At 74.2% G+C, this 26,565-nt stretch carries 23 protein-coding genes; 13 read left to right on the plus strand and 10 right to left on the minus strand.

Features of this window, described 5'->3' with window-relative positions:
* Window positions 1-33: 33 nt before the first annotated feature.
* A complete protein-coding gene (locus tag COUCH_RS16515) occupies window positions 34-4,044 on the plus strand; it encodes a Pls/PosA family non-ribosomal peptide synthetase (protein WP_249612971.1) in 4,011 nt (1,336 codons plus the stop codon).
* Window positions 3,990-5,381 carry a M1 family metallopeptidase gene (locus tag COUCH_RS16520; protein ID WP_346015994.1) on the plus strand — a complete coding sequence of 464 codons (1,392 nt, stop codon included), beginning with the start codon at window positions 3,990-3,992 and terminating at the stop codon, window positions 5,379-5,381. Before COUCH_RS16515 ends, COUCH_RS16520 begins: the two co-directional genes overlap by 55 nt.
* Here COUCH_RS16520 and COUCH_RS16525 read toward each other — a convergent pair.
* The gene (locus COUCH_RS16525; protein WP_249612972.1) at window positions 5,370-5,948 is read right to left on the minus strand and encodes a TetR/AcrR family transcriptional regulator; all 579 of its coding nucleotides are present in this window, start codon (window positions 5,946-5,948) and stop codon (window positions 5,370-5,372) included. The genes COUCH_RS16520 and COUCH_RS16525 overlap by 12 nt on opposite strands.
* 96 nt (window positions 5,949-6,044) lie before the next feature.
* On the opposite strand from COUCH_RS16525, the gene COUCH_RS16530 reads away from it, so the two are divergent.
* Window positions 6,045-6,926: an SDR family oxidoreductase gene (locus tag COUCH_RS16530; RefSeq protein ID WP_249612973.1), complete on the plus strand. Its 882-nt coding sequence runs from the start codon at window positions 6,045-6,047 to the stop codon at window positions 6,924-6,926.
* A gap of 2 nt (window positions 6,927-6,928) precedes the next feature.
* Here COUCH_RS16530 and COUCH_RS16535 read toward each other — a convergent pair whose 3' ends face one another.
* The gene (locus tag COUCH_RS16535) at window positions 6,929-8,695 is read right to left on the minus strand and encodes a helix-turn-helix domain-containing protein (protein ID WP_249612974.1); all 1,767 of its coding nucleotides are present in this window, start codon (window positions 8,693-8,695) and stop codon (window positions 6,929-6,931) included.
* A gap of 147 nt (window positions 8,696-8,842) precedes the next feature.
* On the opposite strand from COUCH_RS16535, the gene COUCH_RS16540 reads away from it, so the two are divergent.
* The 4 genes from COUCH_RS16540 to COUCH_RS16555 are packed head-to-tail and all read left to right on the plus strand — an operon-like array spanning window position 8,843 to window position 14,102.
* Window positions 8,843-10,198 (plus strand): MFS transporter, encoded by a 1,356-nt coding sequence (locus COUCH_RS16540; RefSeq protein WP_249612975.1) that lies wholly within the window; start codon window positions 8,843-8,845, stop codon window positions 10,196-10,198.
* A gap of 5 nt (window positions 10,199-10,203) precedes the next feature.
* Entirely contained in the window at window positions 10,204-11,244 is a 1,041-nt protein-coding gene (locus COUCH_RS16545) for an alpha/beta hydrolase (protein WP_249612976.1), read from the plus strand.
* A complete protein-coding gene (locus COUCH_RS16550; RefSeq protein WP_249612977.1) occupies window positions 11,241-12,470 on the plus strand; it encodes a serine hydrolase domain-containing protein in 1,230 nt (409 codons plus the stop codon). Before COUCH_RS16545 ends, COUCH_RS16550 begins: the two co-directional genes overlap by 4 nt.
* An 18-nt stretch (window positions 12,471-12,488) precedes the next feature.
* Window positions 12,489-14,102, plus strand: a complete 1,614-nt coding sequence (locus COUCH_RS16555) for a long-chain fatty acid--CoA ligase (RefSeq protein ID WP_249612978.1) — start codon at window positions 12,489-12,491, stop codon at window positions 14,100-14,102.
* A gap of 44 nt (window positions 14,103-14,146) precedes the next feature.
* On the opposite strand, the gene COUCH_RS16560 is transcribed toward COUCH_RS16555, so the two are convergent.
* Both COUCH_RS16560 and COUCH_RS16565 read right to left on the minus strand, forming a co-directional pair.
* Window positions 14,147-14,662, minus strand: coding sequence for a universal stress protein (locus COUCH_RS16560; protein WP_249612979.1), 516 nt, complete (start codon window positions 14,660-14,662; stop codon window positions 14,147-14,149).
* 135 nt (window positions 14,663-14,797) lie between these two features.
* Window positions 14,798-15,985 (minus strand): PucR family transcriptional regulator, encoded by a 1,188-nt coding sequence (locus tag COUCH_RS16565; protein ID WP_249612980.1) that lies wholly within the window; start codon window positions 15,983-15,985, stop codon window positions 14,798-14,800.
* Between the two features lie 337 nt (window positions 15,986-16,322).
* On the opposite strand from COUCH_RS16565, the gene COUCH_RS16570 reads away from it, so the two are divergent.
* Complete coding sequence (locus COUCH_RS16570; RefSeq protein WP_249612981.1) at window positions 16,323-16,832, plus strand: flavodoxin domain-containing protein; 510 nt, start codon at window positions 16,323-16,325, stop codon at window positions 16,830-16,832.
* On the opposite strand, the gene COUCH_RS16575 is transcribed toward COUCH_RS16570, so the two are convergent.
* Window positions 16,810-18,063 carry an ROK family transcriptional regulator gene (locus COUCH_RS16575; protein WP_249612982.1) on the minus strand — a complete coding sequence of 418 codons (1,254 nt, stop codon included), beginning with the start codon at window positions 18,061-18,063 and terminating at the stop codon, window positions 16,810-16,812. The genes COUCH_RS16570 and COUCH_RS16575 overlap by 23 nt on opposite strands.
* Window positions 18,064-18,139: 76 nt before the next feature.
* Here COUCH_RS16575 and COUCH_RS16580 point away from each other — a divergent pair, with 76 nt between their 5' ends.
* Genes COUCH_RS16580 through COUCH_RS16595 form a run of 4 tightly spaced genes read left to right on the plus strand, consistent with a single transcriptional unit; the run spans window position 18,140 to window position 22,057 of the window.
* Entirely contained in the window at window positions 18,140-19,222 is a 1,083-nt protein-coding gene (locus tag COUCH_RS16580; RefSeq protein WP_249612983.1) for a sugar ABC transporter substrate-binding protein, read from the plus strand.
* Entirely contained in the window at window positions 19,222-19,980 is a 759-nt protein-coding gene (locus COUCH_RS16585; RefSeq protein ID WP_249612984.1) for an ATP-binding cassette domain-containing protein, read from the plus strand. The genes COUCH_RS16580 and COUCH_RS16585 overlap by 1 nt, the downstream gene beginning before the upstream one ends.
* Window positions 19,977-21,155, plus strand: a complete 1,179-nt coding sequence (locus COUCH_RS16590) for a sugar ABC transporter permease (RefSeq protein WP_249612985.1) — start codon at window positions 19,977-19,979, stop codon at window positions 21,153-21,155. Before COUCH_RS16585 ends, COUCH_RS16590 begins: the two co-directional genes overlap by 4 nt.
* Window positions 21,152-22,057 (plus strand): ROK family protein, encoded by a 906-nt coding sequence (locus tag COUCH_RS16595; protein WP_249612986.1) that lies wholly within the window; start codon window positions 21,152-21,154, stop codon window positions 22,055-22,057. Before COUCH_RS16590 ends, COUCH_RS16595 begins: the two co-directional genes overlap by 4 nt.
* On the opposite strand, the gene COUCH_RS16600 is transcribed toward COUCH_RS16595, so the two are convergent.
* Window positions 22,008-22,568: a CGNR zinc finger domain-containing protein gene (locus COUCH_RS16600; RefSeq protein ID WP_249612987.1), complete on the minus strand. Its 561-nt coding sequence runs from the start codon at window positions 22,566-22,568 to the stop codon at window positions 22,008-22,010. The two genes, COUCH_RS16595 and COUCH_RS16600, sit on opposite strands and share 50 nt — an antisense overlap.
* Before the next feature lie 120 nt (window positions 22,569-22,688).
* Between COUCH_RS16600 and COUCH_RS16605 the strand changes: the two genes are divergently transcribed.
* On the plus strand, window positions 22,689-23,678 hold the full coding sequence (locus COUCH_RS16605; RefSeq protein ID WP_249612988.1) for a LacI family DNA-binding transcriptional regulator: 990 nt from the start codon (window positions 22,689-22,691) through the stop codon (window positions 23,676-23,678).
* Here COUCH_RS16605 and COUCH_RS16610 read toward each other — a convergent pair.
* The 4 genes from COUCH_RS16610 to COUCH_RS16630 all read right to left on the minus strand — a co-directional run bounded on the left by COUCH_RS16610 (window position 23,638) and on the right by COUCH_RS16630 (window position 26,477).
* Entirely contained in the window at window positions 23,638-24,108 is a 471-nt protein-coding gene (locus tag COUCH_RS16610) for a MarR family winged helix-turn-helix transcriptional regulator (protein WP_249612989.1), read from the minus strand. The genes COUCH_RS16605 and COUCH_RS16610 overlap by 41 nt on opposite strands.
* Window positions 24,105-25,352 carry a metal-dependent hydrolase family protein gene (locus COUCH_RS16615; protein ID WP_275980112.1) on the minus strand — a complete coding sequence of 416 codons (1,248 nt, stop codon included), beginning with the start codon at window positions 25,350-25,352 and terminating at the stop codon, window positions 24,105-24,107. Before COUCH_RS16615 ends, COUCH_RS16610 begins: the two co-directional genes overlap by 4 nt.
* Window positions 25,353-25,443: 91 nt before the next feature.
* Window positions 25,444-25,941 carry a pyridoxamine 5'-phosphate oxidase family protein gene (locus tag COUCH_RS16625; RefSeq protein WP_249612990.1) on the minus strand — a complete coding sequence of 166 codons (498 nt, stop codon included), beginning with the start codon at window positions 25,939-25,941 and terminating at the stop codon, window positions 25,444-25,446.
* Window positions 25,942-26,066: 125 nt separating this feature from the next.
* Window positions 26,067-26,477 carry a hypothetical protein gene (locus tag COUCH_RS16630; protein WP_249612991.1) on the minus strand — a complete coding sequence of 137 codons (411 nt, stop codon included), beginning with the start codon at window positions 26,475-26,477 and terminating at the stop codon, window positions 26,067-26,069.
* Window positions 26,478-26,565: the final 88 nt, after the last annotated feature.

Genomic DNA, 26,565 nt, shown 5'->3' on the forward strand with positions numbered 1-26,565 from the left:
GCCGACCCGTGAGGTGAAGATGGTGCACGCCCGGTGACCGTGACGACCGACCTGCCGCTGCTCGACCTTCCCTCGATCGCCACCCCGGCCCTGTTCCGGTCCTCCGCGGCCCCGGCCCGCCGCACCCTCGTCGACGTGCTGGACGAGACGGTGCGCGCTCACCCCGGCGCGGCGGCACTCGACAACGGCACGACGGTGCTGACGTACGCCGAGCTCGCCGGCGAGGTCGAAGCGGTGCGCAAGACGCTCGCGGGGCACGGGATCGGAGTCGGCGACCGAGTCGGTGTCCGGGTTCCGTCGGGCACGGCGGAGCTGTATCTGGCCATCCTCGGCGTGCTGGCGGCCGGCGCGGCGTACGTGCCGGTCGACGCCGACGATCCCGACGAGCGTGCCGAGCTGGTCTTCGCCGAGGCCGACGTGTGTGCCGTCCTCGGCGCCGGCCTGGCTCTGACGCCGCGCCGCGCCCCCGGGGGCCGCATCGGGCGGCCCGGGCCCGCCGACGACGCCTGGATCATCTTCACCTCGGGCTCGACCGGCACCCCGAAGGGTGTGGCCGTCAGCCACGGCTCGGCGGCGGCCTTTGTGGACGCCGAGGCACAGCTGTTCCTCGCCGGCAGCGCCGTCACCGAAGCCGAAGCCGTCACAGAAGCCGAAGCCGAAGCCGTCGCCGTTGCTGACGCTGACGCTGACGCTGACGCTGACGGTGACCCGGGCGACCCGGCGGAGGCCGGCGGTCCGATCGGTCCGGGTGACCGGGTGCTCGCCGGGCTGTCCGTGGCGTTCGACGCCTCGTGCGAGGAGATGTGGCTGGCGTGGCGGCACGGCGCGTGCCTGGTGCCGGCCGAGCGCTCGCTCGTGCGCAGCGGCGTGGATCTCGGGCCGTGGCTGGCCGGCCGGCGCATCACCGTGGTCTCCACGGTGCCGACGCTCGCCGCGCTGTGGCCCGTCGAGGCGCTGGACGAGGTGCGGCTGCTCATCTTCGGCGGCGAGGCCTGCCCGCCCGAGCTCGCCGCGCGGCTGGCCGTGCCGGGGCGTGAGGTCTGGAACACGTACGGGCCGACCGAGGCGACCGTGGTGGCGTGCGCCGCGCGGATGACCGGGGACGGCCCGGTGCGCATCGGGTTGCCGCTCGCCGGCTGGAAGCTCGCGGTCGTGGACACCGGCGGGGAGCCGGTCGCGATGGGCGGCACCGGCGAGCTGGTGATCGGCGGGGTGGGGCTCGCGCGCTACCTGGACGCGCAGAAGGACGCGGAGAAGTTCGCGCCGCTGCCCGCGCTCGGCTGGCAGCGGGCGTACCGCAGCGGCGACATCGTCCGGGCCGAGCCCGAGGGCCTGCTGTTCATGGGCCGCGGCGACGAGCAGGTCAAGCTCGGCGGCCGCCGGATCGAGCTGGGCGAGGTCGACGCGGCGTTGCAGGCGCTGCCCGGTGTCGCCGGTGCGGCCGCCGCGGTGCAGCGCACGGCCGCGGGCAACCAGCTCCTCGTCGGGTACGTGGTGCCGCACGAGGGTGCCGAGCTCGACCTGGCGGCCGCCGCCTCGCGGATCCGGGAGCAGCTGCCCGCCGCGCTGGTGCCGCTGCTCGCCGTCGTGGAGGCGCTGCCCACCCGTACCTCCGGCAAGGTGGACCGGGCCGCGCTGCCCTGGCCGCTGGCCACCGGGTCCGACGCGGCGGGCGAGCTGAGCGGGACCGAGGACTGGCTCGCCGGCGGCTGGGAGGAGATCCTCGGCGTACGCCCCGCCGCGGCGGACGCCGACTTCTTCAGCAGCGGGGGCGGCAGCCTGAGCGCGGCGCAGCTCGTCGCGTGGATCCGGCGCCGGCACCCGCAGGTCTCGGTCGCCGACATCTACAAGAACCCGGAGCTGTCGCAGCTCGCGGCCGTGCTGGACGCGCTCGGCACGACGGCGGCGGTCCGCCGGGAGGTGCGCCCGACGCCGCGGCGCGCCGGGCTGGTCCAGGCCGTGCTGATGCTGCCGATGCTCACGCTCGTCGGGCTGCGGTGGCTGACCGCCCTCGCCGCGCTCGGCAACGTCGTCTCCCTGCTCGTCCCGGCGCCGTGGGCCCCGGCGGTGTCCTGGTGGTGGGTGGCGCTCGGCTGGGTGCTGCTGTACAGCCCGCTCGGCCGGATTGCGATCTCCGCGGGCGGGGCGCGGTTGCTGCTGCGCGGCGTACGCCCCGGCAGCTATCCCCGCGGTGGCGGCGTGCACGTGCGGTTGTGGGCCGCCGAGCGGCTCGCCGAGCTGACCGGTGCGACCAGCGTCGCGGGGGCCTCGTGGATGATCACGTACGCCCGGGCGCTCGGCGCCCAGATCGGCCCCGACGTCGACCTGCACTCCGCGCCGCCGGTCACCGGCCTGCTCAAGCTCGGCCGCGGCGCGGCGATCGAGCCGGAGGTCGACCTGGCCGGCCACTGGGTCGACGGCGACGTCGTCCGCGTCGGCAAGGTGCGGGTGGGCGCGGGCGCGCGGGTCGGCTCCCGCAGCACGCTGATGCCCGGCGCCCGGATCGGCAAGGGCGCGCGGATCGCCGCCGGTTCCACCGTGACCGGCGCCGTGCCGGCCGGGCGACGCTGGTCGGGCTCGCCGGCGGCACCCGCCGCCGAGGAGCGCGCCGCGTGGCCCGTCCAGCGCCCGGCGCGCTCCCGCACGCGGTCCGGCTTCTGGACTGCCGCGTACGGCGTGACCGCCCAGCTGCTGGGTCTCGTGCCGGTCCTGGCCGCCCTGCCCGGCCTGGCACTCCTCGCCTGGACGCTGACCTCCCGCCCGGCCGCCGGCCCGGTCCTGGCCGCTGTCGCCGGGGCGGCCGTGGCGTACGTCGCCGGCTACGCGCTCGTGGTGCTCGTGGCCGTCCGCGCGCTGAGCATCGGCCTGCGCGCCGGCTACCACCCCGTGCAGGGCCGGGTGGCGTGGCAGGTGTGGACGACGGAGCGGCTGATGGGCATGGCCCGGACCGGCCTGTTCCCGCTCTACGCCAGCCTGTTCACGCCGGTGTGGCTGCGGCTGCTGGGCGCGAAGGTGGGACGCGGCGTGGAGGCGTCGACGGTGCTCGCGCTGCCGGCCATGACCACGGTCGCGGACGGGGCGTTCCTGGCCGACGACACGATGGTGGCCACGTACGAGCTGAGCCACGGCTGGCTGCGGGTCGAGCCGGCCCGCATCGGCAAGCAGGCGTTCCTCGGCAACTCGGGGATGGCCGCGCCCGGCCGCTCGGTGCCCAAGCGGGGCCTCGTCGGCGTGCTCTCCTCGGCGCCGCGCAAGGCGAAGAAGGGCTCGTCGTGGCTCGGCGCGCCGCCGATGCCGTTGCGCCGTACGGTCGAGTCGGCCGACACCTGCCGCACGTTCGACCCGCCGCTGCGCCTCGAGCTGGCCCGGGCCGCGGTCGAGCTGTGCCGGATCGTTCCCGTGATGTGTGCTGCCGCTCTGGCGGTGGGCGTGCTCGCCGCGCTCGCGTTCGTGTGGGAGCTGGCCGGTGGCTGGGCGGCCGCGCTCGCCGCCGGGCCGGTGCTGCTGGCCGCGGCGATCGTCGCCGCCGCCACCGCGACCGCCGCGAAGTGGCTGCTGGTCGGGCGGTTCCGGGTCGCCGATCGGGCGCTGTGGACGTCCTTCGTGTGGCGCAACGAGCTGGCCGACACGTTCGTCGAGGTGCTCGCCGCGCCCTGGCTGGTCCGCTTCGCGAGCGGCACGCCGCTGCTCACGGCGTGGCTGCGCACGCTCGGCGCGACGATCGGCCGGGGCGTGTGGCTGGAGACGTACTGGCTGCCCGAGTACGACCTGGTGCGGCTGGGCGACGGCGCGACGGTGAACCGCGGTTGTGTGGTGCAGACCCATCTGTTCCATGATCGTGTGATGAGCATGCACGAGGTGAGTCTCGGCGCGGGCGCCACGATGGGGCCGCACGGCATCATCCTGCCCGGTGCGAGCATCGGCGCGCGGACCTGCGTCGGGCCCGGTTCGCTGGTGACCCGCGGCGACGCCGTGCCCGAGGACAGCCGGTGGCTCGGCAACCCGATCGCGGCCTGGCCGGCGTCGGCCGCGCGCCGGGCATGATCTCGAAGGTGCCGGGCGGTGCCATGCCCGGTGCCGACCGTTCGGCCGACTCGTACCTTCCCGGGCACGGCAACGGCGGCTACCGGGTCCTGCACTACGACCTTGACCTCGACTACCGGATCGCCGTGAACCGGCTCGCCGGCCGGGCGGGCGTCACCGCGGTGGCCGCGCACGCGCTGTCCCGGTTCACCCTCGACCTCGGCCGGCTGCGGGTCGAGGACGTGCGCGTGAACGGGCGGCCGGCGAAGTACACCCACCGGCCGGACAAGCTGCAGGTCAAGCCCGAGCGCGTCCTCGCCGCCGGCGAGACCTTCCGGGTCGACGTCCGGTACGCGGGCAAGCCGGTGCCGATCCCGGGCCGGTGGGGCGACATCGGCTGGGACGAGCTGACCGACGGCGCGCTCGTGGCCAGCCAGCCGAACGGGGCGCCGTCGTGGTTCCCGTGCGACGACCAGCCCGGCGCCAAGGCCACGTTCCGGGTGGCGCTGACGACGTCGTCGGCGTACACGGTGCTGGTGACCGGCGACCCCGTCTCCCGCCGTCGCGGCGCGGGCTCCACCACCTGGGTGTACGAGCGCCTCGAGCCGACCTCGCCGTACCTCATGAGCGTGCAGATCGGCCGCTACGAGCGGGTGGACCTCGCCTACGGCGGGGTGCTGCAGCGCGCCGCGGTCCCACCCGCCCTGCGCGCCGGCGTCCTGCACGACTTCGGCCGGCAGGGCGATATCATGGAGAGCTTCCAGCGGCTCTTCGGCCCGTACCCGTTCGGCGAGTACGTCGTGGTGGTGACCGACGACGACCTCGACGACCCGGTCGAGGCGCAGGGCATGGCGGTCTTCGGCCGCAACCACGTGGACGGGCGGCGCACCCACGAGCGGCTCGTCGCCCACGAGCTCGCCCACCAGTGGTTCGGCAACAGCCTCACCGTCGCGGACTGGCGGCACATCTGGCTCAACGAGGGCTTCGCCACGTACGCGGAATGGCTGTGGTCGGGCGTGGGCGGCGGCCCGCCGGCGGACGCCCTGGCCGCCCGCTGGTACGCCGAGGTGGCGTCCCGCCCGGCGAACGTCGTCGTCGCCGATCCCGGGGTGGACCGGATGTTCGACCCGCTGGTCTACAAGCGCGGCGCGCTCACGGTGCACGCGCTGCGGAAGACGGTCGGCGACGACGCGTTCTTCGCGCTCCTGCGGGCCTGGGTCGCGGAGCACCGGCACGGCACGGTGACGACGGCCGAGTTCCGCGCCCACGCCCAGCGCTTCACCGGGAAACCCCTCGACGGGCTGTTCACCGCGTGGCTCGACAGGCGTGCGCTGCCCGCGCTGCCGTCAGGCCAGTGACGCGGTAGCCGTCCGCAGGTCGTTCAGGGCGGCCAGGGCATGCGGGGCGAGCCCGCCGTCGTCGTCCCGGTCGCCTCCGGACCACTGCGCATAGCCGCGCTTGAACGCGAGGACCCCCAGCTCCGCGGCGAGCTGGGCGGTCAGCTCCGGCACACCGCGGGCGGTCAACGCCCCGGTCATGGCGGCCGCGAGCCCGACGCTCTTGAGAGCGTCCCGTTCCTGCAGCTCCGTGCTCGCCGCCACGGCCGCCTTCAGGCGGGGGCCGAGCTCCCGGTTCGCCGGTCCCATCGCGCCGGCAGCGCGTTCGAGGCCGGCCGCCACCGCGTCGAGCGGCCCGGCGCCCTCCGGTGCCTCGGCGATCCCTTCGGCGAGCAGCCGGCTCAGCGTCTCCTGACCGGCGACCAGCAGCTCCCGCTTGTCGGAGAAGTGCCGGAAGAAGGTGCTCTTGGTGACCCCGGCGCGCTCGGCGATCTGCGCGACCGTGGTGGCGTCGTACCCCTGGTCGGTGAACAGGTCGACGGCGGCGACGACGAGGCGCTGCGTCGTCTCCGGTTGCCATCGCGCCACGCGCCCATCGTAGGCGACGGCACAGTGATGGGACAACTGTCCCGTCGCGGTGCTACGGTGACGGGACAGTTGTCCCATCACCCCTGGAGCGTCACCATGCATGTCTTCGTCACCGGCGGCACCGGCACCATCGGCTCCGCCGTCGTCGCCGAGCTGCTCGGCCACGGCCACACCGTGCTCGCCCTGGCTCGCTCGGACGGCTCCGAGCGAGCCCTCCGGGAGGCCGGCGCCGAGGTGCTGCGCGGCGGCCTGGCCGACCTCGACGTCCTGCGCGACGGCGCCGCCCGCACCGACGGTGTGATCAGCCTGGCGTTCGGGCACGACTTCAGCAGCCCTGACGCCCTCACCGCGGCGATGGCCGAGGAGGCGGCCGCGCTGGCCGCGCTGGGCGAGACGCTGATCGGCACCGGACGGCCCGTCGTCACCGTCTCCGGAACGCCGTGGGTGCCCGGCCGGGCATCCACCGAGGTCGACCCCACGCCGACCGACGGACCGGTCGGGCAGCGCGGCCGGTCGGTCGGCGCGCTGCTGGCCCTCGCCTCGCGCGGCGTGCGTGCCGTAGCCGTCCGCATGCCCCGCACGGTCCACAACCGCGGCGACGGCGGGTTCGCCGGCCTGTTGACCGCCGCGGCCCGCCGGACCCGAGTCGCCGGCTACCCGGGCGACGGCTCCCAGCGCTGGCCGGCCGTGCACGCCCTCGACGCGGCGGCACTGTTCCGGATCGCCCTCGAATCGGCGCCGGCCGGGACGGTGTGGCACGCGGTGGCCGACGAGGGCGACGCCGTACGCGACATCGCCGCCGTCGTCGGCCGGCGCCTCGGCCTGCCGGTCGAGCCCGTGCCGGCGGACACCTTCGGACCGTTCGGACCGATCTTCGCGATGGACCAGCCGGCCTCCAGCGCCCACACCCGCGAGGCCCTCGGATGGCGGCCGGTGCACCCGGGCCTGCTGGCGGACCTGGAGAACCTGCGGCCCTGACGCTACGGGCGGTCGAGCTGGGTACGCAGGTCGTGCAGCCGCAGGGCCACCTGGAGCTGCAGGGACCGGTCGGGTTCGCGCCAGTCCGGTCCGAGGATGCTTCCGACCCGGTCGAGGCGCTTGAGCAGCGTGTTCATGTGCACGTGCAGGGTGCCGGCCGTACGGGTCAGGTTGCCGGAGTGCGCGAAGTACGCGGACAGGGTCGCCACGAGCCGGGTGGACCTGCGCGCGTCGTAGGCCAGGAGGGGCTGCACCGTGTCGGCGAGGAACCGGTCGAGTTCCTGGGCCCGATCGGTGTCGAACAGCAGGGCGAACATGGCGTACGCGTCGGCCGTCGCCGCCCGGTCCGTCACGCCCAGGCTCCGCATCAGGTCGCAGCACCGGCCCGCGGTCTCGAAGGCCCGTCGCCAGTCGTCGTCCGTGACCGTCTGCGCGACGACGCGCACCGGCGACCCGAGCTCCCGCCGGAGGCGCAGGTGGACGGTCCGCGCGAGCTGCGCCGGATCCGACGCGGCGGCGAGCAGGGTGGCGCGGCCCAGGTGCTCCCCGCCGAGTCCGTTCCACTCGGCGGACATGGCGTGCAGGCGGCGGCCGATCTCGGCGGCGTACCTGGTCTCCGATTTCGCGACGACGATGACGGTCAGCGAGGTGATGTCCACGCCGCGGGCGTGGGCCCGCGCCCGGTGGGCCGGGCTGACCGGGGGGACCGCGACCAGCAGCTCGGTGAGCAGCTCGCCGTTGACCCGCTCCTCGGCCTCGGCGACGGCGGTCTCCTTCATCACCAGCAGGCCCATGATCTGCGCGGCGCGCTCCAGCGTGCGGATGTCGACCGGGGTGGGTTCCTCCGTACGGGTCAGCAGCAGCGCCCCCAGGTGCGTGTCGCCCGCCCGGACCGCGGCCGCGCTGTGCCAGCGGCCCGTGCCGTCCGTGGTGGTCGCCCACCTGCCGGACCGGCGGGCCCGCTCCACCGCCTCGGGCGACGAGCCCGCGGGTGGCAGCAGCCGGGAGTCGACCGAGCGCCGGGCGGTGACCGCGCCGGCCCGGTCGAACACCGTGACGGCGCCCTGCAGGTGGTCCACGAGCAGCCGGGCGATCTCGTCGGCGCCGCCGCCGGTCAGCACCACGTGGGTGAGCGACTCGTGGACGGACTGGGCCTTCTCGATCGTGCGGAACGCGGCCTGCAGCTGCTTCAGCGCCGAGCGGCTCTCGTCGTACAGCCGGGCGTTGTTGAGCGCGATGGCGGCGTGGTCGGCGAACGCGCTGAGCAGGGCCACCTCGTCGTGCTCGAACGGCCGCTCGGTGCGGTCCGCGGCGAACAGCACGCCGATCACCTCGTCGCCCACCAGCAGCGGGACGCCGAGCAGCGCGACCATGCCCTCCGGTGCGACCAGGTCGTCGAACGACCGGTCGTGCGGCACGTCCCGCGTCTTGAGGTAGTTGCTCACCCACGCCGGCGCGCCCGTGGCGATGACCCGGCCGCCGACGCCCGTGCCGGACGGCACCCGGGCGGTGTTGAACGTCGGGGAGATGGTGCCCTGCGAGGCCTTCAGCATCAGCTCTCCGCCGGGGCCGAGGAGCGACAGGTACGTGAAGTCGGTGCCGATCAGCTCGTGCGCCGCGCGGACGATCGAGTCCAGCACCGCGTCGAGTTCGCCGAGGGCGGTCAGCGATCGGGCGGTGGCGTACAGGGAGCTGAGCTCGCGCTCGCGGCGGATGCGGTACGACGCGAGGTCCGGGCTCGAGGTGCGCAGTTCGGTCGCGTCGCTCATCACTCGCTCCTCGCCGGGGAGTGGAGGGTCCTGACACCACAGTGGATCGAACAATGTAAATAACCTCTCTCACCGCGGCGGCCCGTCCACCCTAAAGTTCGCCCTATGTGACACGCGCCACAGACGAGGTGGAACCGGGAGTCCCTCATGAACGAAGCCCCTTCCCTGCACGAGCTGGCGACGCGGAAGGCGATGACCCGGCTGCTCCCGGTCATCGGCCTCGCGTACTTCATGTCGTACGTCGACCGCACCAACGTCGCCCTCGCCAAGACCGCGCTGGAAGCCGACGTCGGCATCAGCGCCGCCGCGTACGGTCTCGGCGCCGGGCTCTTCTTCGTCAGCTACGCGCTGCTCGAGGTGCCCAGCAACCTGGTCCTCTACCGCGTCGGCCCCCGGGTGTGGATCACCCGGATCGCGGTGACCTGGGGCGCGGTCTCCGCCGCGATGATGGTCGTGCAGAACGAGGCGTCGTTCTACGTGCTGCGGCTGCTGCTCGGCGCCGCCGAGGCCGGGCTCTTCCCGGCGCTGATGTACATGGTGACGCTCTGGTTCTCGCAGAAGCACCGGGTGACCATGGTGGGGCTCATCTACACCGCGCCCTGCATCGCCACCGTCATCGGCGCGCCCATGGGCGGCGCGCTCATGGAGCTGGACGGCGCCGGCGGGCTGCAGGGCTGGCAGTGGATGTTCCTGGTCGAGGGCCTCGTGACGATGCTGGTCGGCATCGTCGTCTGGCTCGCCCTGCCCGACCGGCCGGCCGACGCGTCGTGGCTCACCCCGGCCGAGGCGGCCGTGCTGTCGGAGCGGGCCGTGGCGCACGACGCCCCCTCGGTGACCCGGGTACGCGGCAACCTGCGCCTCGCCTTCGGCCGCCCGGTGATCGTGCTGCTGGCCGTGGTCTACTTCGTCAACCAGGTGATCATGTCCGGTGTGGGCTTCAACTTCCCGGCCGTCCTGCAGGAGCTCGGGCTGAAGAGCTCGTTCCTCATCGGGCTCGTGGCCGGTGGCGGCGGCCTCTTCGGGCTGGCCGGGGTGCTGCTCTTCCCGTGGCTGCAACGCCGGTACGGGCGCGAGATCCTGCTCATCGGCCTCTGCGCCACCGCCACGCTGGTGCTCATGACCGCGTTCCTGCTGTCCGACGACCCGATCTGGCGCGTCTCCGTGCTCTACCTGTCCAGCGTGTTCGGGTTCGGCACGCTGCCGCTGTTCTGGTCGGTGGCCATGTCACGAATGTCGGGCCTGCTGGCCGCCGCGGGGCTCGCGTTCATCAACATGCTCGGCATCACCGGCGCCTTCGTCGGGCCGTACGTGTACGGCCAGATCGAGGAGTCCACCGGCAGCCTGTTCGCGCCGTACTACACGATCGTCGCGGTCGCGTGCGTCGGCGTCGCGCTCGTCGTGGCGCTGGCCGCGGCGATCCGGCGGGAGGGCCGGCGAGCCGTCGAGGAGCCCATGGCCGCCGCTGACGAACCGCTGCCGGCCGCCCCGCCGAAGGCCGGGTGAGACCCGTGGCTCTCCGCCCGGCCGCCATCGGCGGCGTGGTGTCCGCTCTCCTGCTGACCCTCCCGGCAGGGCCCGCGTCCGCGGCGGGCTCGATCCGCTGGACGCCGTGCGGCGACGGCTTCCAGTGCGGCACGGTGCCGGTGCCGCTGAGCTACGACCACCCGCGCGGCACGACGATCACCATCGCGCTGACCCGGCTGCCCGCCACCGACCCGCGGCACCGCATCGGGTCGCTGGTCATCAACCCCGGTGGGCCGGGCCTGTCGGGCATCGACTTCGCCCGGGCGTACCTGCGCGATCTGCCGGCCGAGCTGCGGGCGCGCTTCGACATCGTCAACTTCGACTCCCGCGGGCTGAGCGGCAGCACCGCCCTGCGCTGCTACGACACGGCCGCGGAGCGCTTCGCCGCGCTGGCGGCCCGGCTGCGCGGCCATCCGGAGCCCGGCCTCAGCTACACCGACTTCATCGGTACGGCTCTCGGTGCGATGTGGACGGCGGAGAACTGGCCCGCCTTCGCCACCTTGCTCGCCGGCGTGGAGAAGGGGCGGTGGTCGCGGGCCGCGCAGGAGAACTACCAGAACCTGTACGAGGGCGAGCCGGGAGTCGCCTGTTCCGACCAGGTCAACCCGCGGTCGTTCCGGACGTGGCAGAACGCCGCGGACCGGGCCGAGCGGCAGTACGGCTACTTCGGCCGCATCTACGCCTGGGTGTGGAGCCAGTGCCGCTCCTGGCCCGCGAGCGCGCGACAGGACGGCTATCGCGGGCCCTGGACGGCACGGACGCGGGCGCCGGTGCTGATCGTCGGCAACTACTTCGACCCGGCCACCCCGTACGCGGGTGCGGTGGGCGCCGCCCGGCTGCTGCCGAACTCACGGCTGCTGTCGTACGCGGGCTGGGGCCACGTCGCCTTCCACCTGCGGCACAACGACTGCGTGGACCGCCACGTCATCGACTACCTGCGGACCGGCCGCCCGCCGGCGCCCGGCACGGTCTGCCGGCCCGATGCGCCGTTCCCGGTGCCTCCGGCCGGGACGGCGTCGCGATGAACGTGGCGGTCGACGCCGAGCCGGAGGACCTCGGCCTGGACCCCGGCCGGCTGCGCGCGATCGACCGGCACTTCGGTCGCTACGTGGCCGAGGGGCTGCTGCCGGGCTGGCAGATCGTGGTGACCCGGCACGGCCGGATCGTGCACAGCAGCGTCCACGGCCGGCGGGACGTGGCGACGGGAGCGCCGGTCGAGCCCGACACGCTCTGGCGGATCTACTCGATGACCAAACCCGTCACCTCGGTCGCCGCGATGACGCTGTGGGAGGAGGGCCGGTTCGAGCTGACCGACGAGATCAGCCGGTGGCTGCCGGCCTTCGCCGACGTGCGGGTGTACGACCGGGGGTCCGCGCTCAAGCCGTACACGGTGCCGGCGACCGAGCCCATCCGCGTGTGGCATCTGCTGACCCACACGGCCGGGCTCACGTACGGCTTCATGCACACGTCGGTGGTGGACCGGCTGTACCGGGAGGCCGTACCGGGCCTGGACGCCGGGCTGCTGGACCTCGCGACCGCCTGTGACCGGTACGCCGAGCTGCCCCTGCTCTTCCAGCCGGGCACCGCCTGGGGCTACTCGGTCGCCACCGACGTCCTGGCCCGGCTGGTCGAGGTGGTGGCCGGCCAGGACTTCGACAGCGTGCTGCGGGAACGGGTCTTCGCGCCGCTGGGCATGACCGGTGTCCGGCGCTGGGCCCAGGGATCCGACGCCGGCCGGCTCGCCACGCTCTACGTGCCCGACCCCGTCACCGGCCGGGTCACCCCCGACCCGGCGACGGGTGACGCGGCCCTCGCGCCGCCCGCCATGCGCGCCGGGGGCCACGGGCTGATCTGCACCGCGGACGACTACCACCGCTTCACCCAGATGCTGCTCAACGAGGGGCACCTGGACGGCAGCCGCGTCCTCGGCCCGCGCACCGTACGGCTGATGACCCGCAACCACCTGCCCGGCGGCCGCGATCTCGGCGCGCTGTCGACCGGCGGCTTCGCGGAGACGACGTTCGACGGGGTGGGCTTCGGCCTGGGCTTCGCGGTCGTCCAGGACCCCGTGCCCGGCCGCCGGTCCGGCAACGCCGGCGAGTACCACTGGGGCGGGATGGCGAGCACCGGCTTCTGGGTGGACCCGAAGGACCGGGTGACGGCGCTGTTCTTCAGCCAGCTCATGCCGTCGAGCACGTATCCGCTGAGGCAGCGGCTGAACCAGCTGGTGTACGCGGCGCTGGTGGACTGAGAGCGGCGAGGAGAATTGATGCGCGGCCTGATGCAGCAGTCACCCCTGACCGTGCCCGTCCTGATGAGAAGGGTGGAGCGGCTCTTCGGGCACAAGCGCGTCATCACCGCGACGGCGGCCGGCGAGGTCGTCGCGACGTGGGCCGACGTGGTCGCCCGCGCGCGGAGACTCGCCGCCGTGTTCGATGCGCTGCACGTCCCGCACCAGGGCCGGGTCGGCACCTTCGGCTGGAACTCCCAGCGGCACGTGGAGCTCTACCTCGCCGCGCCGGGCAGCGGCCGGGTCCTGCACACCCTCAACCACCGGCTGTTCGCCGAGGAGATCGTCCACATCGTCAACGACGCGGCCGACGACGTGCTGTTCGTCGACCGCTCGCTCATGCCGCGGGTGTGGCCGCTGGTCGACCGGCTGCCGACCGTACGCCGGGTCGTGGTGCTGGACGACGGCGGCCGCGCGGACCTGCCGGCCGATCCGCGCCTCGCCGACTACGAGGAGCTGCTTTCCGGCGTACGCGAAACAGCGCTGCCCGCCGCGGTGGAGGAGGACGACGCGGCCAGCCTCTGCTACACCTCGGGCACCACGGGACTGCCGAAGGGCGTGCTCTACAGCCACCGGTCGATCGTGCTGCACGCGCTGATGCTGCTGGGCGTGGACACCTTCGCCATCTCCGAGCGCGACGTCGTCATGCCGATCGTGCCGATGTTCCACGTCAACGCATGGGGGCTGCCGTACGCGGCCATGCTCGCCGGCTCGGACCTGGTGCTGCCCGGCCCGGCCATGACCCCGCCGGAGCTGATCGGGCAGATGGCGAGGCACCAGGTGACGTTCTCGGCCGCCGTCGCCACGATCTGGCGCGGGCTGCAGCCGCTGCTCGGCACGGCGGACCTGAGCAGCCTGCGGATGGTGGTCTCGGGCGGCGGTGCCCTGCCCGGCACGCTGTCGAAGGCCTGGCAGGACGGCGCCGGGATCCCGCTGACCAACGCGTGGGGGATGACCGAGACCAGCCCGGTCGTGACCTGCGCGCGGCTGGCGACCCACCACGACGGCCTCGACGCCGACGCGCGCCGTGAGGTGCTGCGCAAGCCCGGGCCGCCGCTGCCGCTCACCGAGATCCGGATCGTCGACGAGGCGGGCGCGCTCGTGGAACGGGCCGGGGCGGCGGGGGAGCTGCAGGCGTCCGGACCGACCGTGGCCTCGGCGTACTTCGGCGCCGAACCGTCACCGAATTCGTTCACCATCGACGGCTGGCTGCGCACCGGCGACGTGGGCGCCGTCAACCCCTACGGCTACCTGGAGATCATCGACCGGACGAAGGACATGGTGAAGTCGGGCGGCGAGTGGATCTCCTCGGTCCAGCTGGAGAACGAGATCATGGCGTACCCCGCGGTGCACGAGGCCGCCGTCATCGCGGTGGGTGACGAGCGCTGGGGGGAGCGGCCGCTGGCCTGCGTCGTGCTCGTACCCGGCCGGTCGCTCGACGTGCAGGACCTGCGCGACCACCTCGCCGCGTCGGTCGCGTCGTGGTGGATCCCCGAGAGGATCATCGTCGTGGACGAGATCCCCAAGACGGCCACCGGGAAGTTCTCCAAGGTGTCGCTGCGGGCCCTGGTGCAGGCCCGTGAGGCGGGATAGGGACGCCGGCCGCCCGCTTGCCGACGGTCGGCAATGGCGCGGGGTCAGGCCCAGGGTGCGGTGACGGTGCCGGTCTGGCGGCCGTACCGGGACGGGCGCGGCTCGGCCTCCGCGGGGATCACGAGCACCGGGCAGGTCGCGCGCTGCACACAGCGGTGGCTGACGGAGCCGAGCAGCAGTCCCGCGACGGTGCCGCGGGCGGGGCCGCCCAGGGCGAGCAGCTGCGCCGACCGCGCGGCCCTGAGCAGCTCGTCGGCCGGGCGGCCGCGGAGCACGCGGGGCCGGATCGGCGCCGACGGCCCGTAGCGGCGGGCCACCTCGACGAGCGTGTCGAGCAGCATCCGTTCGGTGTCGGCGGCGAGGTCGTCGCCGGTGGACATGGCCGCCGCCGCCCACTCGGCCCCGTACGAGTACGTCGGCTGCGCTCTCCAGACCGACACGGCCTCGACCTCCGCGCCGCTGCGGTCGGCCAGCCGCAGCGCCCCTCGCAGGGCGGCCTTGGAGCCGGGTGAGCCGTCGACGCCGACGACGATGGGGTCCTGCCGGCCCGGGTAGCGCATCGCGGAGCCTCCTCACCGATCTGCCACCCAGCCTTCCCCGTGCGGCGGGTCCGGCGACAGGGTGGCCGGCGGCGAACGGGGGGACCGCAGATTGCCGGTCATCGGCAAGAGGGCGGCGCCCGCCGGGGCGCGGGGTCAGGCCGGATGCGGGACCGGTTTCTGCGGCCACTCGAGCGCCCGGGCGCCCAGCACCGCCGCCTGCAGGGTGAAGCGGTGCGCGGGGTCGGACGGGCTGTAGCCGGTCAGGTCCTTGATGCGCTGCAGACGGTAGGTCACCGTCCGGACGGAGACGTGGATGCGCCGGGCGGTGTCCGTCGCGACGCCGCCGGTGTCGAAGTACGCCTGCAGCGTGCCCAGCAGCGGCTCGGCTCCGCCGCGGGCCTGCTCGAGCGGGCTGAGCACCGCCTGGACCAGCTCGGCGATCGCGGGCTGGTCGCGCAGCAGCACGCGGTAGATGAGCAGGTCCCGGGCGTTGACGACGGGTGCCTCGAGCCGCAGCCGCGTCGCCATGGTCAGGGCCTCGCGGGCCTCCTCGTACGAGCGGGCGATGCCGTACAGCCCGCTGTGCGGCCGGCCGACGGCGACCCGCCACGGCCGCCCGCGGGGCAGCCGGCGCAGCTCGTCGTGCATCAGCCGGCCCAGGGCGGCGGGTGTCGTACGGCCGGGGTCGCCGTCCGCCGGCGCGAGCACCACGAGCAGGCCCTCCTTGGTGGCCACGAGCACGTCCCGGTCGCCCATCCGGTTGAAGATCACCGCCTCGAGCGCGGTGATCGCCGTCTCGGTGTCGGGCAGCCGCCGGCTCGGCGCGGCCAGGGCGACCTGGTGGGACCGGGCCAGGTCCAGGCCGAACGGCTCGGCCCGGTCCACCAGCGCGCCGGGGTCGGAGTCGCCGCGCAGCAGATCGTCCACCAGCTCACGGCGCAGAGCCTCCTCGCGACGCACGAGGTCCCGCCGCGCCTGGGCGTACCCCTCGGCGAGCGTCGCCACCGCGTCGTCGATCACCTGCAGCACGGCCGAGGCGGCGGCCCGGACCGCCTCCCGGTCCCGGCTGCGGACGACGGCGGGAAGGTCCTGCCAGAGCCGGCGGGCCGCGGAGAGGTACAGCTGCACCGCCCGGCCGGCCGAGATGCCCTGCTCCGCGGCGCGGCGCCCGAGGGTCTCCACGGCCTCCAGCTCGGCCCGCTTCGGGCGGCGGCCGGTGATCGCCGCGTCGGCGATCAGCGGGAGGTAGTCACCGAGCAGCTCCACCGGCACGCCACCGGCGTCCCGGCTGGCCCCCGCGGCGACCTCGCTGAGCCACCGGTCGTCGGACGGTTCTCCCATGCCCGGAACCTCATCTCTGCCGTGAACGGCGGCCGGCGCCGCCCGTGCCCCTACGGGCAAGAAGTTACGCGGGTGCGGACGCGCCGCGTGGTTACTGTGCCGCAAACGCGGAGTCACCGGGCGGGAGGGGCCGCCGTGACGGTGGTGCGCCGGCTCCGGGACACCCGCCGACCTCGAGGCTCGGCGGGAATTCCGCCCGCCCCGCGCCTGCCTCAGAGCGGGCGGCTGGCACGTGCCGGACGGCCGCCCCGCCGGGCCCTTCGGCCGTTGAGCCGCCGCCGCCGCCGCGCGGAAAGACTCGGGGCAGCGGTCTGTCCGGGCCGGAGGGGGAGCAGCGATGACTGTGCTGGTCGCGTACGGATCAACCGGCGGGTCGACCGCCGAGACTGCCGGCTGGATAGCCGACGAGCTCGGGGCCGCCGGGCTCGGCACCCGGCTCGTCGCGGCCGGCGCGGTGGACGATGTGGACGGTTACGAAGCCCTCGTGCTGGGCGCCGCGATGTACGCGGCCGGCTGGCACACCGATGCCCGCAGGTTCGCCAGACGGTTCGCCGGCCGGTTCGCGGGCCGTCCGGTCTGGCTGTTCAGCAGCGGGCCGCTCGACCACACCGCCGACGACAGCGAGCTGCCACCGAACCGTCAGGCCGAGGTGGCGATGCGGTTGCTCCAGGCGCGCGGGCACGTGACGTTCGGCGGGCGGCTGTCCGCCGAGGCGCACGGCTGGCTCGGTCTGCTGGCACGCCGGATGGAGCACGACGGTCATTCCGGCGACTTCCGCAACCCGGACCGGGTACGGGCCTGGGCGCGCGGCATCGCCGCCGAGATCACGTCGGCCCGGACCGGGTGAGGCCGCCGGCCCGGTCCAGGACGAGGTCCCGGGCGGCGCTCAGCCCGGAGGCCAGCCCGCCGAGCAGCACGGCGTCGGTGCCCAGCGTGGACACCTCGATCCGGGGCGGGTCCAGCGCGACCAGGCTGCGGAGCCGCTCCAGCAGCGGGCCGGTGAACAGGTCGCCGGCGTGGCCGCCGACGCCGCCGCCGAGCACGACGAGCTCGGGGTCCAGGACCGCGGTCACCCCGGCCAGCGCGCGGCCCAGGTGGTCGATCTCGCGCTGCACCGTCCGCACGGCCGCCTCGTCACCGGCGCGGGCGGCGTCGAGCACGTCCTTGGCGGTGACCCCGTCCTGCATGCCGAGCCGCCGGGACGTCGCGACCAGCGCGCCGGCCGACGCGACCGACTCGAACATGCCGCGCTGGCGGGTGCCGGGCCGGTCCAGCAGCGGGTCGCCGTCGCCGACGGGCAGGTAGCCGATCTCACCGGCGGCGCCGCGGAAACCGCGGTACAGCTTGCCGTCGATCACGATGCCCATGCCGGTGCCCGTGCCGATCGACACGTAGACGAAGTGCCGCACGTCGCGGCCCAGGCCGTACGTGGCCTCACCGATCGCGGCGAGATCGGCGTCGTTCTCCACCACGTACGTGGCCCCGGCGACGTCGGCCAGCCGAGCCACGCTGTCGCGCCGTTCCCAGCCGGGCAGGTTCGGCGCCAGGTGCAGCGAACCGCTCGTCTTGTCGTGGATGCCCGGCGTGCCGAACACGGCTAGCGTGATGTCGGCCCGCTTGATGCCCGCCGCGCCGGCCAGCTCGTCGGCGAGCCGGGTCAGCTGGGCGACGAGATCGCGGTTGCGGACCCCGTGGGACGGCTCCTCCTTGCGCGCCACGATGTCGCCGACCAGGTCGGCCAGGGCCGTCCGGACGAAGGCGCGGCCGATGTCGACGGCCAGCACGTACCCGGCTTCCGGGCGGGGCTCGTACAGCAGCGCGGAGCGCCCCGCCGGGCCGGCCCGCAGCCCGACCTGACGCAGCAGCCCCGCGTCCTCGAGGTTGTTCAGGGCGACCGCGACGGTGGGCTTCGACAGCCCGGTGATCCGGGCGAGCTCCGGGCGGGACGCCTTGCCGAGCCGGAAGACCTCCGCGAACACGGCGCGCTCGTTCATCACCCGGAGAACCGCCGTCGTACTGGCCGTCGCGCTGTTCTGCACGTCATCAGGCTGCCACAGGCGTTCGTAAAGGTCACTCACGAATTTAGTAAAGGTCATTGCCAAGCGCCGCCCGATGCCCCACGATGCTCGTCATACCCCTGGGAAAGAGGTGCCCGTGAGAGCCAGAAGGTTCGCCGCACTCGCCGCCACCGCCGTCGTCCTCGTCAGTGCCTGCGGCACCGCGGACGACTCCGACGCCGCCTCGGGCGGGAAGGAGGCGCCGACGATCGCCCTCTTCCTCCCCGAGTCCAAGACCACCCGCTACGAGGCGTTCGACCGGCCGCTGTTCGAGGCCAAGGTCAAGGCGCTGTGCGCCGAGTGCAAGCTGCTGTACTCCAACGCCGACCAGGACGCCGCCAAGCAGCAACAGCAGGTCGAGGCGGCGCTGACGCAGGGCGCGGACGTCCTCGTCCTCGACGCCGTGGACGCCGGCGCCGTCGCGCCCCTGGTCAACCAGGCCAAGCGGGCGAAGGTGCCGGTCATCGCGTACGACCGGCTCATCTCCGGCATCGACTACGACTACTACGTCTCGTTCAACAACGTCCGGGTGGGCGAGATGCAGGGTCAGGCCCTGCTCGACGCGCTCGGCAAGGCGGGCACCGCAGCCAAGGGCCAGATCGTGATGATCAACGGTTCGCCGACCGACCCGAGCTCGGCCGACTACAAGGCCGGCGCGCACCACGTGCTCGACGGCAAGGTGACGATCGGCCGTGAGTTCGACACCCCGGACTGGAGCCCGGACAAGGCCCAGCAGGAGATGGAGCAGTCGATCACCGCGCTCGGCCGCGACTCCATCGTCGGAGTGCTGTCCGCCAACGACGGCATGGCCGGCGGGGCCATCGCGGCGATGAAGCGCGCCGGCTACGCCACCGTCCCGCCGATCACCGGCCAGGACGCCGAACTCGCGGCGGTGCAACGCATCCTGACCGGCGAGCAGTACATGACGATCTACCTGGACATCCGTACGGAGGCGGAGCAGGCGGCGCAACTGGCCGTCGGGACCGTCCGCGGCGAGAAGCCCAGCGCGCCGGCGAAGGTCGACAACGGTACGGCGCAGATCCCGGCGTACCTGCTGGACCCGATCCCGGTGACCGCCGACCGGATCAAGGACACGATCGTGAAGGACGGCTTCTACAAGCCGGCCGACATCTGTACGGGAGCCGTCAAGGCGGCGTGCGCGCGACAGGGCATCCGGTAGTGCTGTCCGCCCGATCGGTCACGAAGCGGTACGGCGCGGTCCAGGCCCTCGGCGGGGTGAGCCTGGACCTGCGGCCCGGCGAGGTCGTCGCGCTCGTCGGCGACAACGGCGCCGGCAAGTCCACGCTGGTCAAGGTGCTCTCCGGGGTCGTCACCCCGGACGAGGGCGCGGTCGAGCAGGACGGCCACCCGGTGCGCCTGAGCTCCCCGCACGACGCGCGCCGCCTCGGCATCGCGACCGTGCACCAGGACCTCGCCCTCTGCGAGAACCTGGACGTGGTCGCGAACCTCTTCCTCGGCGACGAGCGGCGGCGCTGGTCGGTCCTTCGCCCGATCCGGATGGAACGGGCGGCGCGGGACCTGCTCGCCTCGCTGGACGTCCGGATCCCGGACATCCGGGTGCCGGTGGCGATGCTCTCCGGCGGGCAGCGGCAGTCGGTCGCCATCGCGCGCGCCCTGGTCGGCGAGCCCAAGGTCGTGATCCTCGACGAGCCCACGGCCGCGCTGGGCGTGGAGCAGACCGCCCAGGTGCTCCAGCTGATCGGGCGCCTGCGCGACCGCGGGCTCGCCGTCATGGTCATCTCGCACAACCTCGCCGACGTCCGGGCCACCAGCGACCGGATCGTCGTCCTGCGGCTCGGCCGCAACGCCGGGGAGTTCCGCACCGCCGACTCCACCCCGGAGGCGGTCGTTGCCGCCATCACCGGAGGCGCCGCGCTCGCCGGATCGCCCGGGTCCACACGGGAGGGAACGGCGTGAGCACGCTCGCGCTGCTGCGCAGACCGCTGCAACCGTTGCGCCGTACCGGCCGCGCCGACGTCGGCGCCTGGCCGGTCGTCGCCGGCCTGGTCGTGATCGCGGCCGTCTTCGGCTCGCTGAACGACCGCTTCCTGTCCGCCGAGAACCTCACCAACCTCGCGATGCAGATGGCCGCCACCGGCACCATCGCCCTCGGCGTCATCATGGTCATGCTGCTCGGCGAGATCGACCTGTCCGCCGGCTCGGTCAGCGGGCTGTCCGCGACGATCATGACCATTCTGGCCGTGCACCGGGGCTGGCCACCGCTCGCCGCGATCGCCGCCGCGCTGGCCGGCGCGGCACTCATCGGGCTCGTGCACGGCTGGATGTTCACCCGGCTCGGCATGCCGTCGTTCGTCGTCACGCTGGCCGGGCTGATCGGCTGGCAGGGGCTCATGCTGTACCTGCTGGGCAGCGGCGGGACGATCAACCTCCCGTTCGACGGCCTGCTGGCGAGGCTCAGCGACACGTGGCTGTCCCCGGGCGTCGCCTGGCCGGCCGTGGTGCTGATCGTCGCCGTGCGCACCGCGTACGCGCTCGTCAACCGCCGGCTGCGGCGCGCGGCGGGGCTCCCGGTGGCCTCCGTCGCCGGCCTAGCCCTGCGCCTGGGCGGACTCGCGCTCGCCCTGGCCGCCGTCGTGACCGTGCTCTCGGCCGATCGCGGCGTACCGCTGCTGCTGGTCGTCTTCGCCGCGCTCGCCGTCGTGCTGGACCTGGTCCTGCAACACACGGTCTTCGGCCGCCACATGTACGCCGTCGGCGGCAACGCGGAGGCGGCCCGGCGTGCCGGCATCAACGTGACCCGGATCCGGATGATCGCCTTCGCGCTGGCCTCGGTGCTGGCCGGCGCCGGGGGCATCCTGGCCGCCAGCCGCCTGGTGGCCGTGAACCAGAGCTCGGGTGGCAGCGACACGCTGCTGATGGCGATCGCGGCGGCGGTCATCGGCGGCACGTCGCTGTTCGGCGGGCGGGGGCGCGCGTACGCCGCCCTGCTGGGCATCCTCGTGATCCAGGCCATCACCAACGGGATGCTGCTGCTCAACGTCAACTCGTCGGTGCGCTACATGGTCACCGCCGCGGTCCTGGCCGTCGCGGTCGCCGTCGACTCCCTGGCCCGGCGGGGTCAGCCCCGGTGACGGCCGAGCGGGTCCTGGCGATCGACTTCGGCGGGACCAAGATCGCGCTCGGCACGGCGGTCGTCGGGTCCCCGGACGGCCGCCCGGAGACCACGGTGCGGCTGCGGACCCTGGGTGCCGACGGGGCGCAGCAGGCCGTACGGCGGACCCTGGACGCGGCGCGCGGCCTGCTGACCGGCCCGGCCGCGGTCGGGGTCTCCACGTTCGGCGTCCTGCGCGACGACCGGGTACGGCTGGCCCCGAACGTGCCCGGCTGGGAGGGCATGGCGCTGCCCGCGCTGCTGCGGGCGGAGTTCGGCGACGCCCCCGTGGCCATCGACAACGACGTCAACGCGGCCGCCGCGGCCGAGCTGCGCTGGGGGGCACTGCGCGGGGTCGGCGTGGGCCTCTACGTGAACCTCGGCACCGGCCTGGCGGTCGCGCTGGTGGCCGGAGGCCGGGTGCTGCCCGGGGCGCACGGCGCGGCGGGGGAGATCGGTTACCTGCGCGACCGGGACACCGATCCGTGCTTCGCGGACGGGTACGCCCCGCTGGAGGACAGGGTGTCGGGCGCGGCGCTGGGCCGGCTCGGCTCGGCGGTGCTCGGCCGGCCCGTCACGGCCGAGGAGCTGTTCGGGCTCAGGTCCGAACCGGCGGTCGCCGACCTGCTGGAGGAAGCCGTCGGGACGCTGTCGCGCACCGTGGCCAACCTCTGCGTCACGCTCGACCCGGAACGCGTGGTCGTGGGCGGCGGCATGCTCGGGGCGGCGGACCACATCATGCCGCGGGTGGCGGCGGAGGTGCGCCGGTGCGTGCCGTTCCCGCCGGAGGTGACCCAGGCCCGCTTCCGCGACGACGCCCCGCTGATCGGCGCTATGGCGCTGGCGCTCGACTCCGTCCCGCGCTGCGGCGGCTCATCTTGATGTAGTTGCCGCAGCCCGCCATCGAACACCAGCGGCGGGTGCGGTTGCGGGAGGAGTCGTAGTACGCCCACCGGCAGGTGCCGCGGTCGCAGACCTTCAGCCGGCCCCACACCTGCCGCTCGGCGCACTCCCGGATCGCCTCGGCGAGCGCGGCGAGCGCCCGGTCGAACGGCGTGCCACCGGCCGCCAGCAGCCGCGGCCGGCCGTCGGTGAGCGTGAGCCGCACCGGCACCGTGGCCAGGACCTCCTCCAGGCCACGCAGCGCGGTCGCGTCGGCGGCATGGCCGGCGTTGCCCAGCAGCGCCTGGCGCAGGCCCTCACGGAACGCGACGGCTCTCGCGAGGTCGGCGGCGCGCACCCGGGTGCCGGGACGCAGCAGCCCTTCGCCGACGAGCCAGGCCTTCAGCGCGTCGGGCGTGCTCAGCGACTCCTCGTCGACCTGCGGCTCGTAGGTGTTGACGAAGTCGCGCACCAGCCGGGCACAGGGCGCAACCGCCGCCTCGTCACTCACCGCCGACCCCCTCCGCCGGGGTGCAGCCTAGCGCCTTGACAGCCGCGCGAGCCCCTTGGCAGGGTTGCGGAGACACCACCAAAAGCGCTTTGCTGGTGTACGCATCCGAAGGGATCGACGGTGGCCACCACGCTGAAGGACGTGGCGCGGCTCGCCCAGGTGTCGGTGAAGACGGTCTCCAACGTCGTGCACGGCCACCCCCACGTCAGCGAGGACGTGCGGCATCGGGTCGAGACGGCGATCCGGCGGCTCGGCTACCGGCCCAACGTGGCCGCCCGGGCGCTGCGCGCCGGCCGGGGCCGCCGGGGTGGGTTGCTGGCCCTCGCCGTGCCCGGCGTCGACCACCCGCCCGGCCTCGTGGAGGAGCTCGTACGCCTCGCCGCCCCGCTCGGCTTCCGGGTGATGATCCAGCCCGTCGGCTCCTGCGCGCCGGACCCGGCCGACGTCCCGGGCGTCGACGCCGTGCTGGTGAACGCGGACGCGCCACCGCCGGCCCTCGCCGACGCGTGCGTGGCTGCCGGCACACCGCTCGTCCTGCTCGGCGGCGGACCCGACCCGCGCTTCGACTGCGTGGGCGCCGACGCGGCCCGGATGATCCGCGACGCCGTGGTCCACCTCCTCAGCGCCGGGCGGCGGCGTGTCGCGGCCATCGGCACCTGCTCCGAGGGGATGAGCGCCGGCTTCCGGGACGCCGGGCTGACCCCGCCTCCCGGGTTCCTGCGGCTCACCCACCACCACCGCCCGGCCGACGGCTACCTGGCCGCCCGTGAGCTGCTCCTCCACACGCGACCCCCGGACGCCGTCGTCTGCGGCAGTGACCGGCTGGCGTCCGGGGTCCTCCGGGCGGCCGCCGACGCGGGGCTGCGTGTGCCCGGGGATCTGGCCGTGACCGGGGCCGGCGACGGCGAGGAGGGCCGCTACACCCGCCCGGCGCTGACCACCGTCGCCGCCGATCCTGCGGTCATCGCCGGCCGGGCCCTGGACCTCGTCACGCGGCGGCTCGCCGGCGTGGCCACCGTCCCGGTCCGCGTCGTCGTGCCGCACGCGCTGCTGGTCCGCGAGAGCAGCGTCAGCCTCTGCTCGCCCGTACCGCCGAATCGGCGTACTTGACGATCAGGCGGGCGAGCTCGCGGCGCTCCGCCACCGGCCAGTCCCGGGTGATGTACTCGAACGCCTGGCGCTGCTGCGAACGGAAGCGGTCGCGCAGCTCGTAGCCCGCCTCCGTGAGCTGCAGCACCGCCCGCCGGGCGTCCGCCTGCGACGGCATGCGGACCAGGTAACCGTGCGCGATGCAGTCGGCGATCATCCGGCTGGCCACGGACGGGTCGACGGCCAGCACGTCGGCCACCGCGCCGACGCTCATCTCGCCCTCCGCCTCGTCGATGACGTTGAGCAGCAGATTGCGGTTGAGGTCCTTGCGCTCCACCGGCGGCGTGACCGGCACCTGGGTCGTGCGCCGGCGCAACCGGGCGAAGGCGGGACCGACCGCGTCCAGCAGCTCCGCGTCGGGATCGCGCCGGGACGGCTTCTGCTCGGTCACCGCGCCAGCCTATCCGCGGGTTCGTGACGCGTACCGCGCCGCCATACCGCCCGGGTCCCGAGCGTGGCGCCGATGTCGGTGGTCGGGTCGCCGTCCACCAGCAGCAGGTCGGCGCGCAGCCCGGGGGCGATGCGGCCACGGTCGGTCAGCCCGAACCGGCGGGCCGGCGTGCTGGTCGCCGCGCGCAGGGCCTCGACCGGCGTCAGGCCCGCCTGGACGAGGTACTGCAGCTCGTGGTGGACGCTGGCGCCGTGTGCCAGGCCGCCCAGGAACGGGAACGGCACCGACACGTCCGTGCCGACGAGGATGTCGACCCCCGCGTCGTGCAACGCCTTCACCGACGCCAGCACGGCCGCGAGATCGCCCTGCGGATAGTGGTTGAAGCTCGAGCGCAGCGTCTCGAGCCACCGGTCGTCCAGCCGCGACGACACCCGCGGATCGTCGGCGAGCGCGGCGCCGGTGATGCCCATCATCGACGCGTTCAGCACCACGCAGGGCACCACGAACGCGCCGGAGCGGGCGATCTGGTCGATGAGCTCGCCGGTGTGCGGCCGGTCCATGAACAGGTGCGCGAGGCCGCCGATCCCCGCCTCGCCCGACATCCGGGTCGCCTCGACGGTCAGCGCGTGCGCGACGGTCAGCATCCCGCGCCGGTGGGCCTCGGCGACGCCGGCGTTCAGCGTCGCGCGGTCCAGCATGGGCAGGCCGGGATGACCCTCCACGGAGCCGTCGTCGACCATGAACTTGATGTAGTCCGAGCCCTCCTCGACGAGCTTCGGGATGAACGCCACGGCCTCCTCCGGCGTGGTGGAGAACGGCATCAGCGGCTCGCGCCCGTTGCCGGGCGGCTGCGACCCGGGCGGCGGGCCGGGCCGAAAACCCTCGGGGAACAGCTCGCTCGGGTGCCCGCCGGGCGGGGTGATGCCGAAGCCGGACGAACGTACGTCCGCCAGGCTGTCGTCCTCGGTGATGTGCGACCGGTGGTGCCGGGTGTTCGTGCCCTGCATCTCCAGCTCGGTGGTGACGCCGAAGCGCAGGGCGAGGGCCAGGCTCGGCACGTTCGTGTGCACGTGGGCGTCGATCAGCCCGGGCAGCAGCGTCCCGCCCGCCGCGTCCACGATCTCCGCACCGGCGGGGGAGGGTCCGCCGACGGCGGCGATGCGGCCGTCCTCGACCACCACGGTGGTGGCGTCGATGACGTCCCGGCCGTCGAAGACCCGAGCGTTGATGATTACGTCTGTCATGTTGCATATACTTGCACAGTCGCATGCAATTGCAAGTTGCAATACGGTTGTCGCACCGCTGTCGCGCTGGGGGTCCTCCGGCGCCGGGTAGTCAGGCCACGGGTGTGCGGGCGCGGGACCGGGCCGGGTCGCGCATGGCCAGGAGCGGCACCCCGACGCCGTACGTGACGAAGTGCCCCACCGGCCGGACCTCGACGATCGTGCAGGCGTCGCGCCGCTCCGGGGGCACCAGCCGCGCGAGGCCCGGCACCGCGTCCAGGGCCTCGACGGTGTGCAGCGTGGCCACCCCGGCGAAGCTGATCGTCATGGGCGGGATGGGGAAGACCGACGCCAGCATCCCGCCCCGGCGGATCGGCACCGTGACGGCCACCCTGCCGTCTGCGCCGATGTGCCGTGCCTTCCAGCTGTCCGGCGCGACGGCCGCGTACATGCTGCCGCCGCTGACGAGGTACACCACGCCGCTGGAGCGTGGGGCGCCCGCCGCGGTCACGTGGCTGAGCACCGCGAACGAGGCGTGCGCCACGGCATCCCACACCTGCCGCGACGACAGGCGGGGCCCGGCGAGCGCCTGAGACTTCCTGACAACCATGACGACCTCCCGTACCCCCAGGCATAACGCCCGGCCGCCCGCCGCGGACAGGGCCGGACGCACCGGTACGCCGGGCCCATCGGGTGATCGCCGCGCCTGCGGGCCCCTGCCGTCACGACACGGGGTCAGCGGCCGCCGGTGAAGAACCGGGACGGCACGCTCAACCGGTGCCCGCTGCCGTACACGAGGACGGCGGCGTCCTGCTCCCACTGCACTGCGACCGAAGCGGGGTCGACGCCGGTGGCGTCGAGGCGGACGACATGGCCGTAGTCACCGCCCGGATCGCTGCCCAGCACGACCAGCCAGTGATCGGTGCCGAGCGGCGCGTGCACGTGCCGGAGCACCGCCACGTGCACCGGCGAGCCGCCACCGTAGGCGACGGTCGCCGGCATCGTCCGCACGGTCGTGGTCCGCGGCCAGGTCAGCAGCAGCAGGCCCGCGGCGGCCGCGGCGGCCAGCACGGCGGCGGCGACCACGATCGGCCAGGTGCGCCGGTGCGGCACCTCGGTACGGGATCCAGCGACGAGGTCGGCCATGGTGTCATCCTCGCCGCCGGCGTCAACCGTGCCGGCGGCTCTCACCGTACGGTGACCGGCGTGCACCCGGGCTGCCCCGGACGGCTCC

The sequence above is a fragment of the Couchioplanes caeruleus genome, assembly GCF_023499255.1.
In the GTDB taxonomy this organism is placed as follows: domain Bacteria; phylum Actinomycetota; class Actinomycetes; order Mycobacteriales; family Micromonosporaceae; genus Actinoplanes; species Actinoplanes caeruleus_A.

What these genes read in the sequence shown, in the direction of transcription:
- COUCH_RS16560 (WP_249612979.1), bottom strand. Translation starts at nt 14,662, where the DNA reads ATGCGCTACCCGGGCCGGCAGGACCCCATCGTCGTCGGCGTCGACGGC.
- COUCH_RS16625 (WP_249612990.1), bottom strand. Translation starts at nt 25,941, where the DNA reads ATGGTTGTCAGGAAGTCTCAGGCGCTCGCCGGGCCCCGCCTGTCGTCG.
- COUCH_RS16535 (WP_249612974.1), bottom strand. Translation starts at nt 8,695, where the DNA reads ATGAGCGACGCGACCGAACTGCGCACCTCGAGCCCGGACCTCGCGTCG.
- COUCH_RS16530 (WP_249612973.1), top strand. Translation starts at nt 6,045, where the DNA reads ATGCATGTCTTCGTCACCGGCGGCACCGGCACCATCGGCTCCGCCGTC.
- COUCH_RS16570 (WP_249612981.1), top strand. Translation starts at nt 16,323, where the DNA reads ATGACTGTGCTGGTCGCGTACGGATCAACCGGCGGGTCGACCGCCGAG.
- COUCH_RS16550 (WP_249612977.1), top strand. Translation starts at nt 11,241, where the DNA reads ATGAACGTGGCGGTCGACGCCGAGCCGGAGGACCTCGGCCTGGACCCC.
- COUCH_RS16555 (WP_249612978.1), top strand. Translation starts at nt 12,489, where the DNA reads ATGCGCGGCCTGATGCAGCAGTCACCCCTGACCGTGCCCGTCCTGATG.
- COUCH_RS16540 (WP_249612975.1), top strand. Translation starts at nt 8,843, where the DNA reads ATGAACGAAGCCCCTTCCCTGCACGAGCTGGCGACGCGGAAGGCGATG.
- COUCH_RS16630 (WP_249612991.1), bottom strand. Translation starts at nt 26,477, where the DNA reads ATGGCCGACCTCGTCGCTGGATCCCGTACCGAGGTGCCGCACCGGCGC.
- COUCH_RS16615 (WP_275980112.1), bottom strand. Translation starts at nt 25,352, where the DNA reads ATGACAGACGTAATCATCAACGCTCGGGTCTTCGACGGCCGGGACGTC.
- COUCH_RS16565 (WP_249612980.1), bottom strand. Translation starts at nt 15,985, where the DNA reads ATGGGAGAACCGTCCGACGACCGGTGGCTCAGCGAGGTCGCCGCGGGG.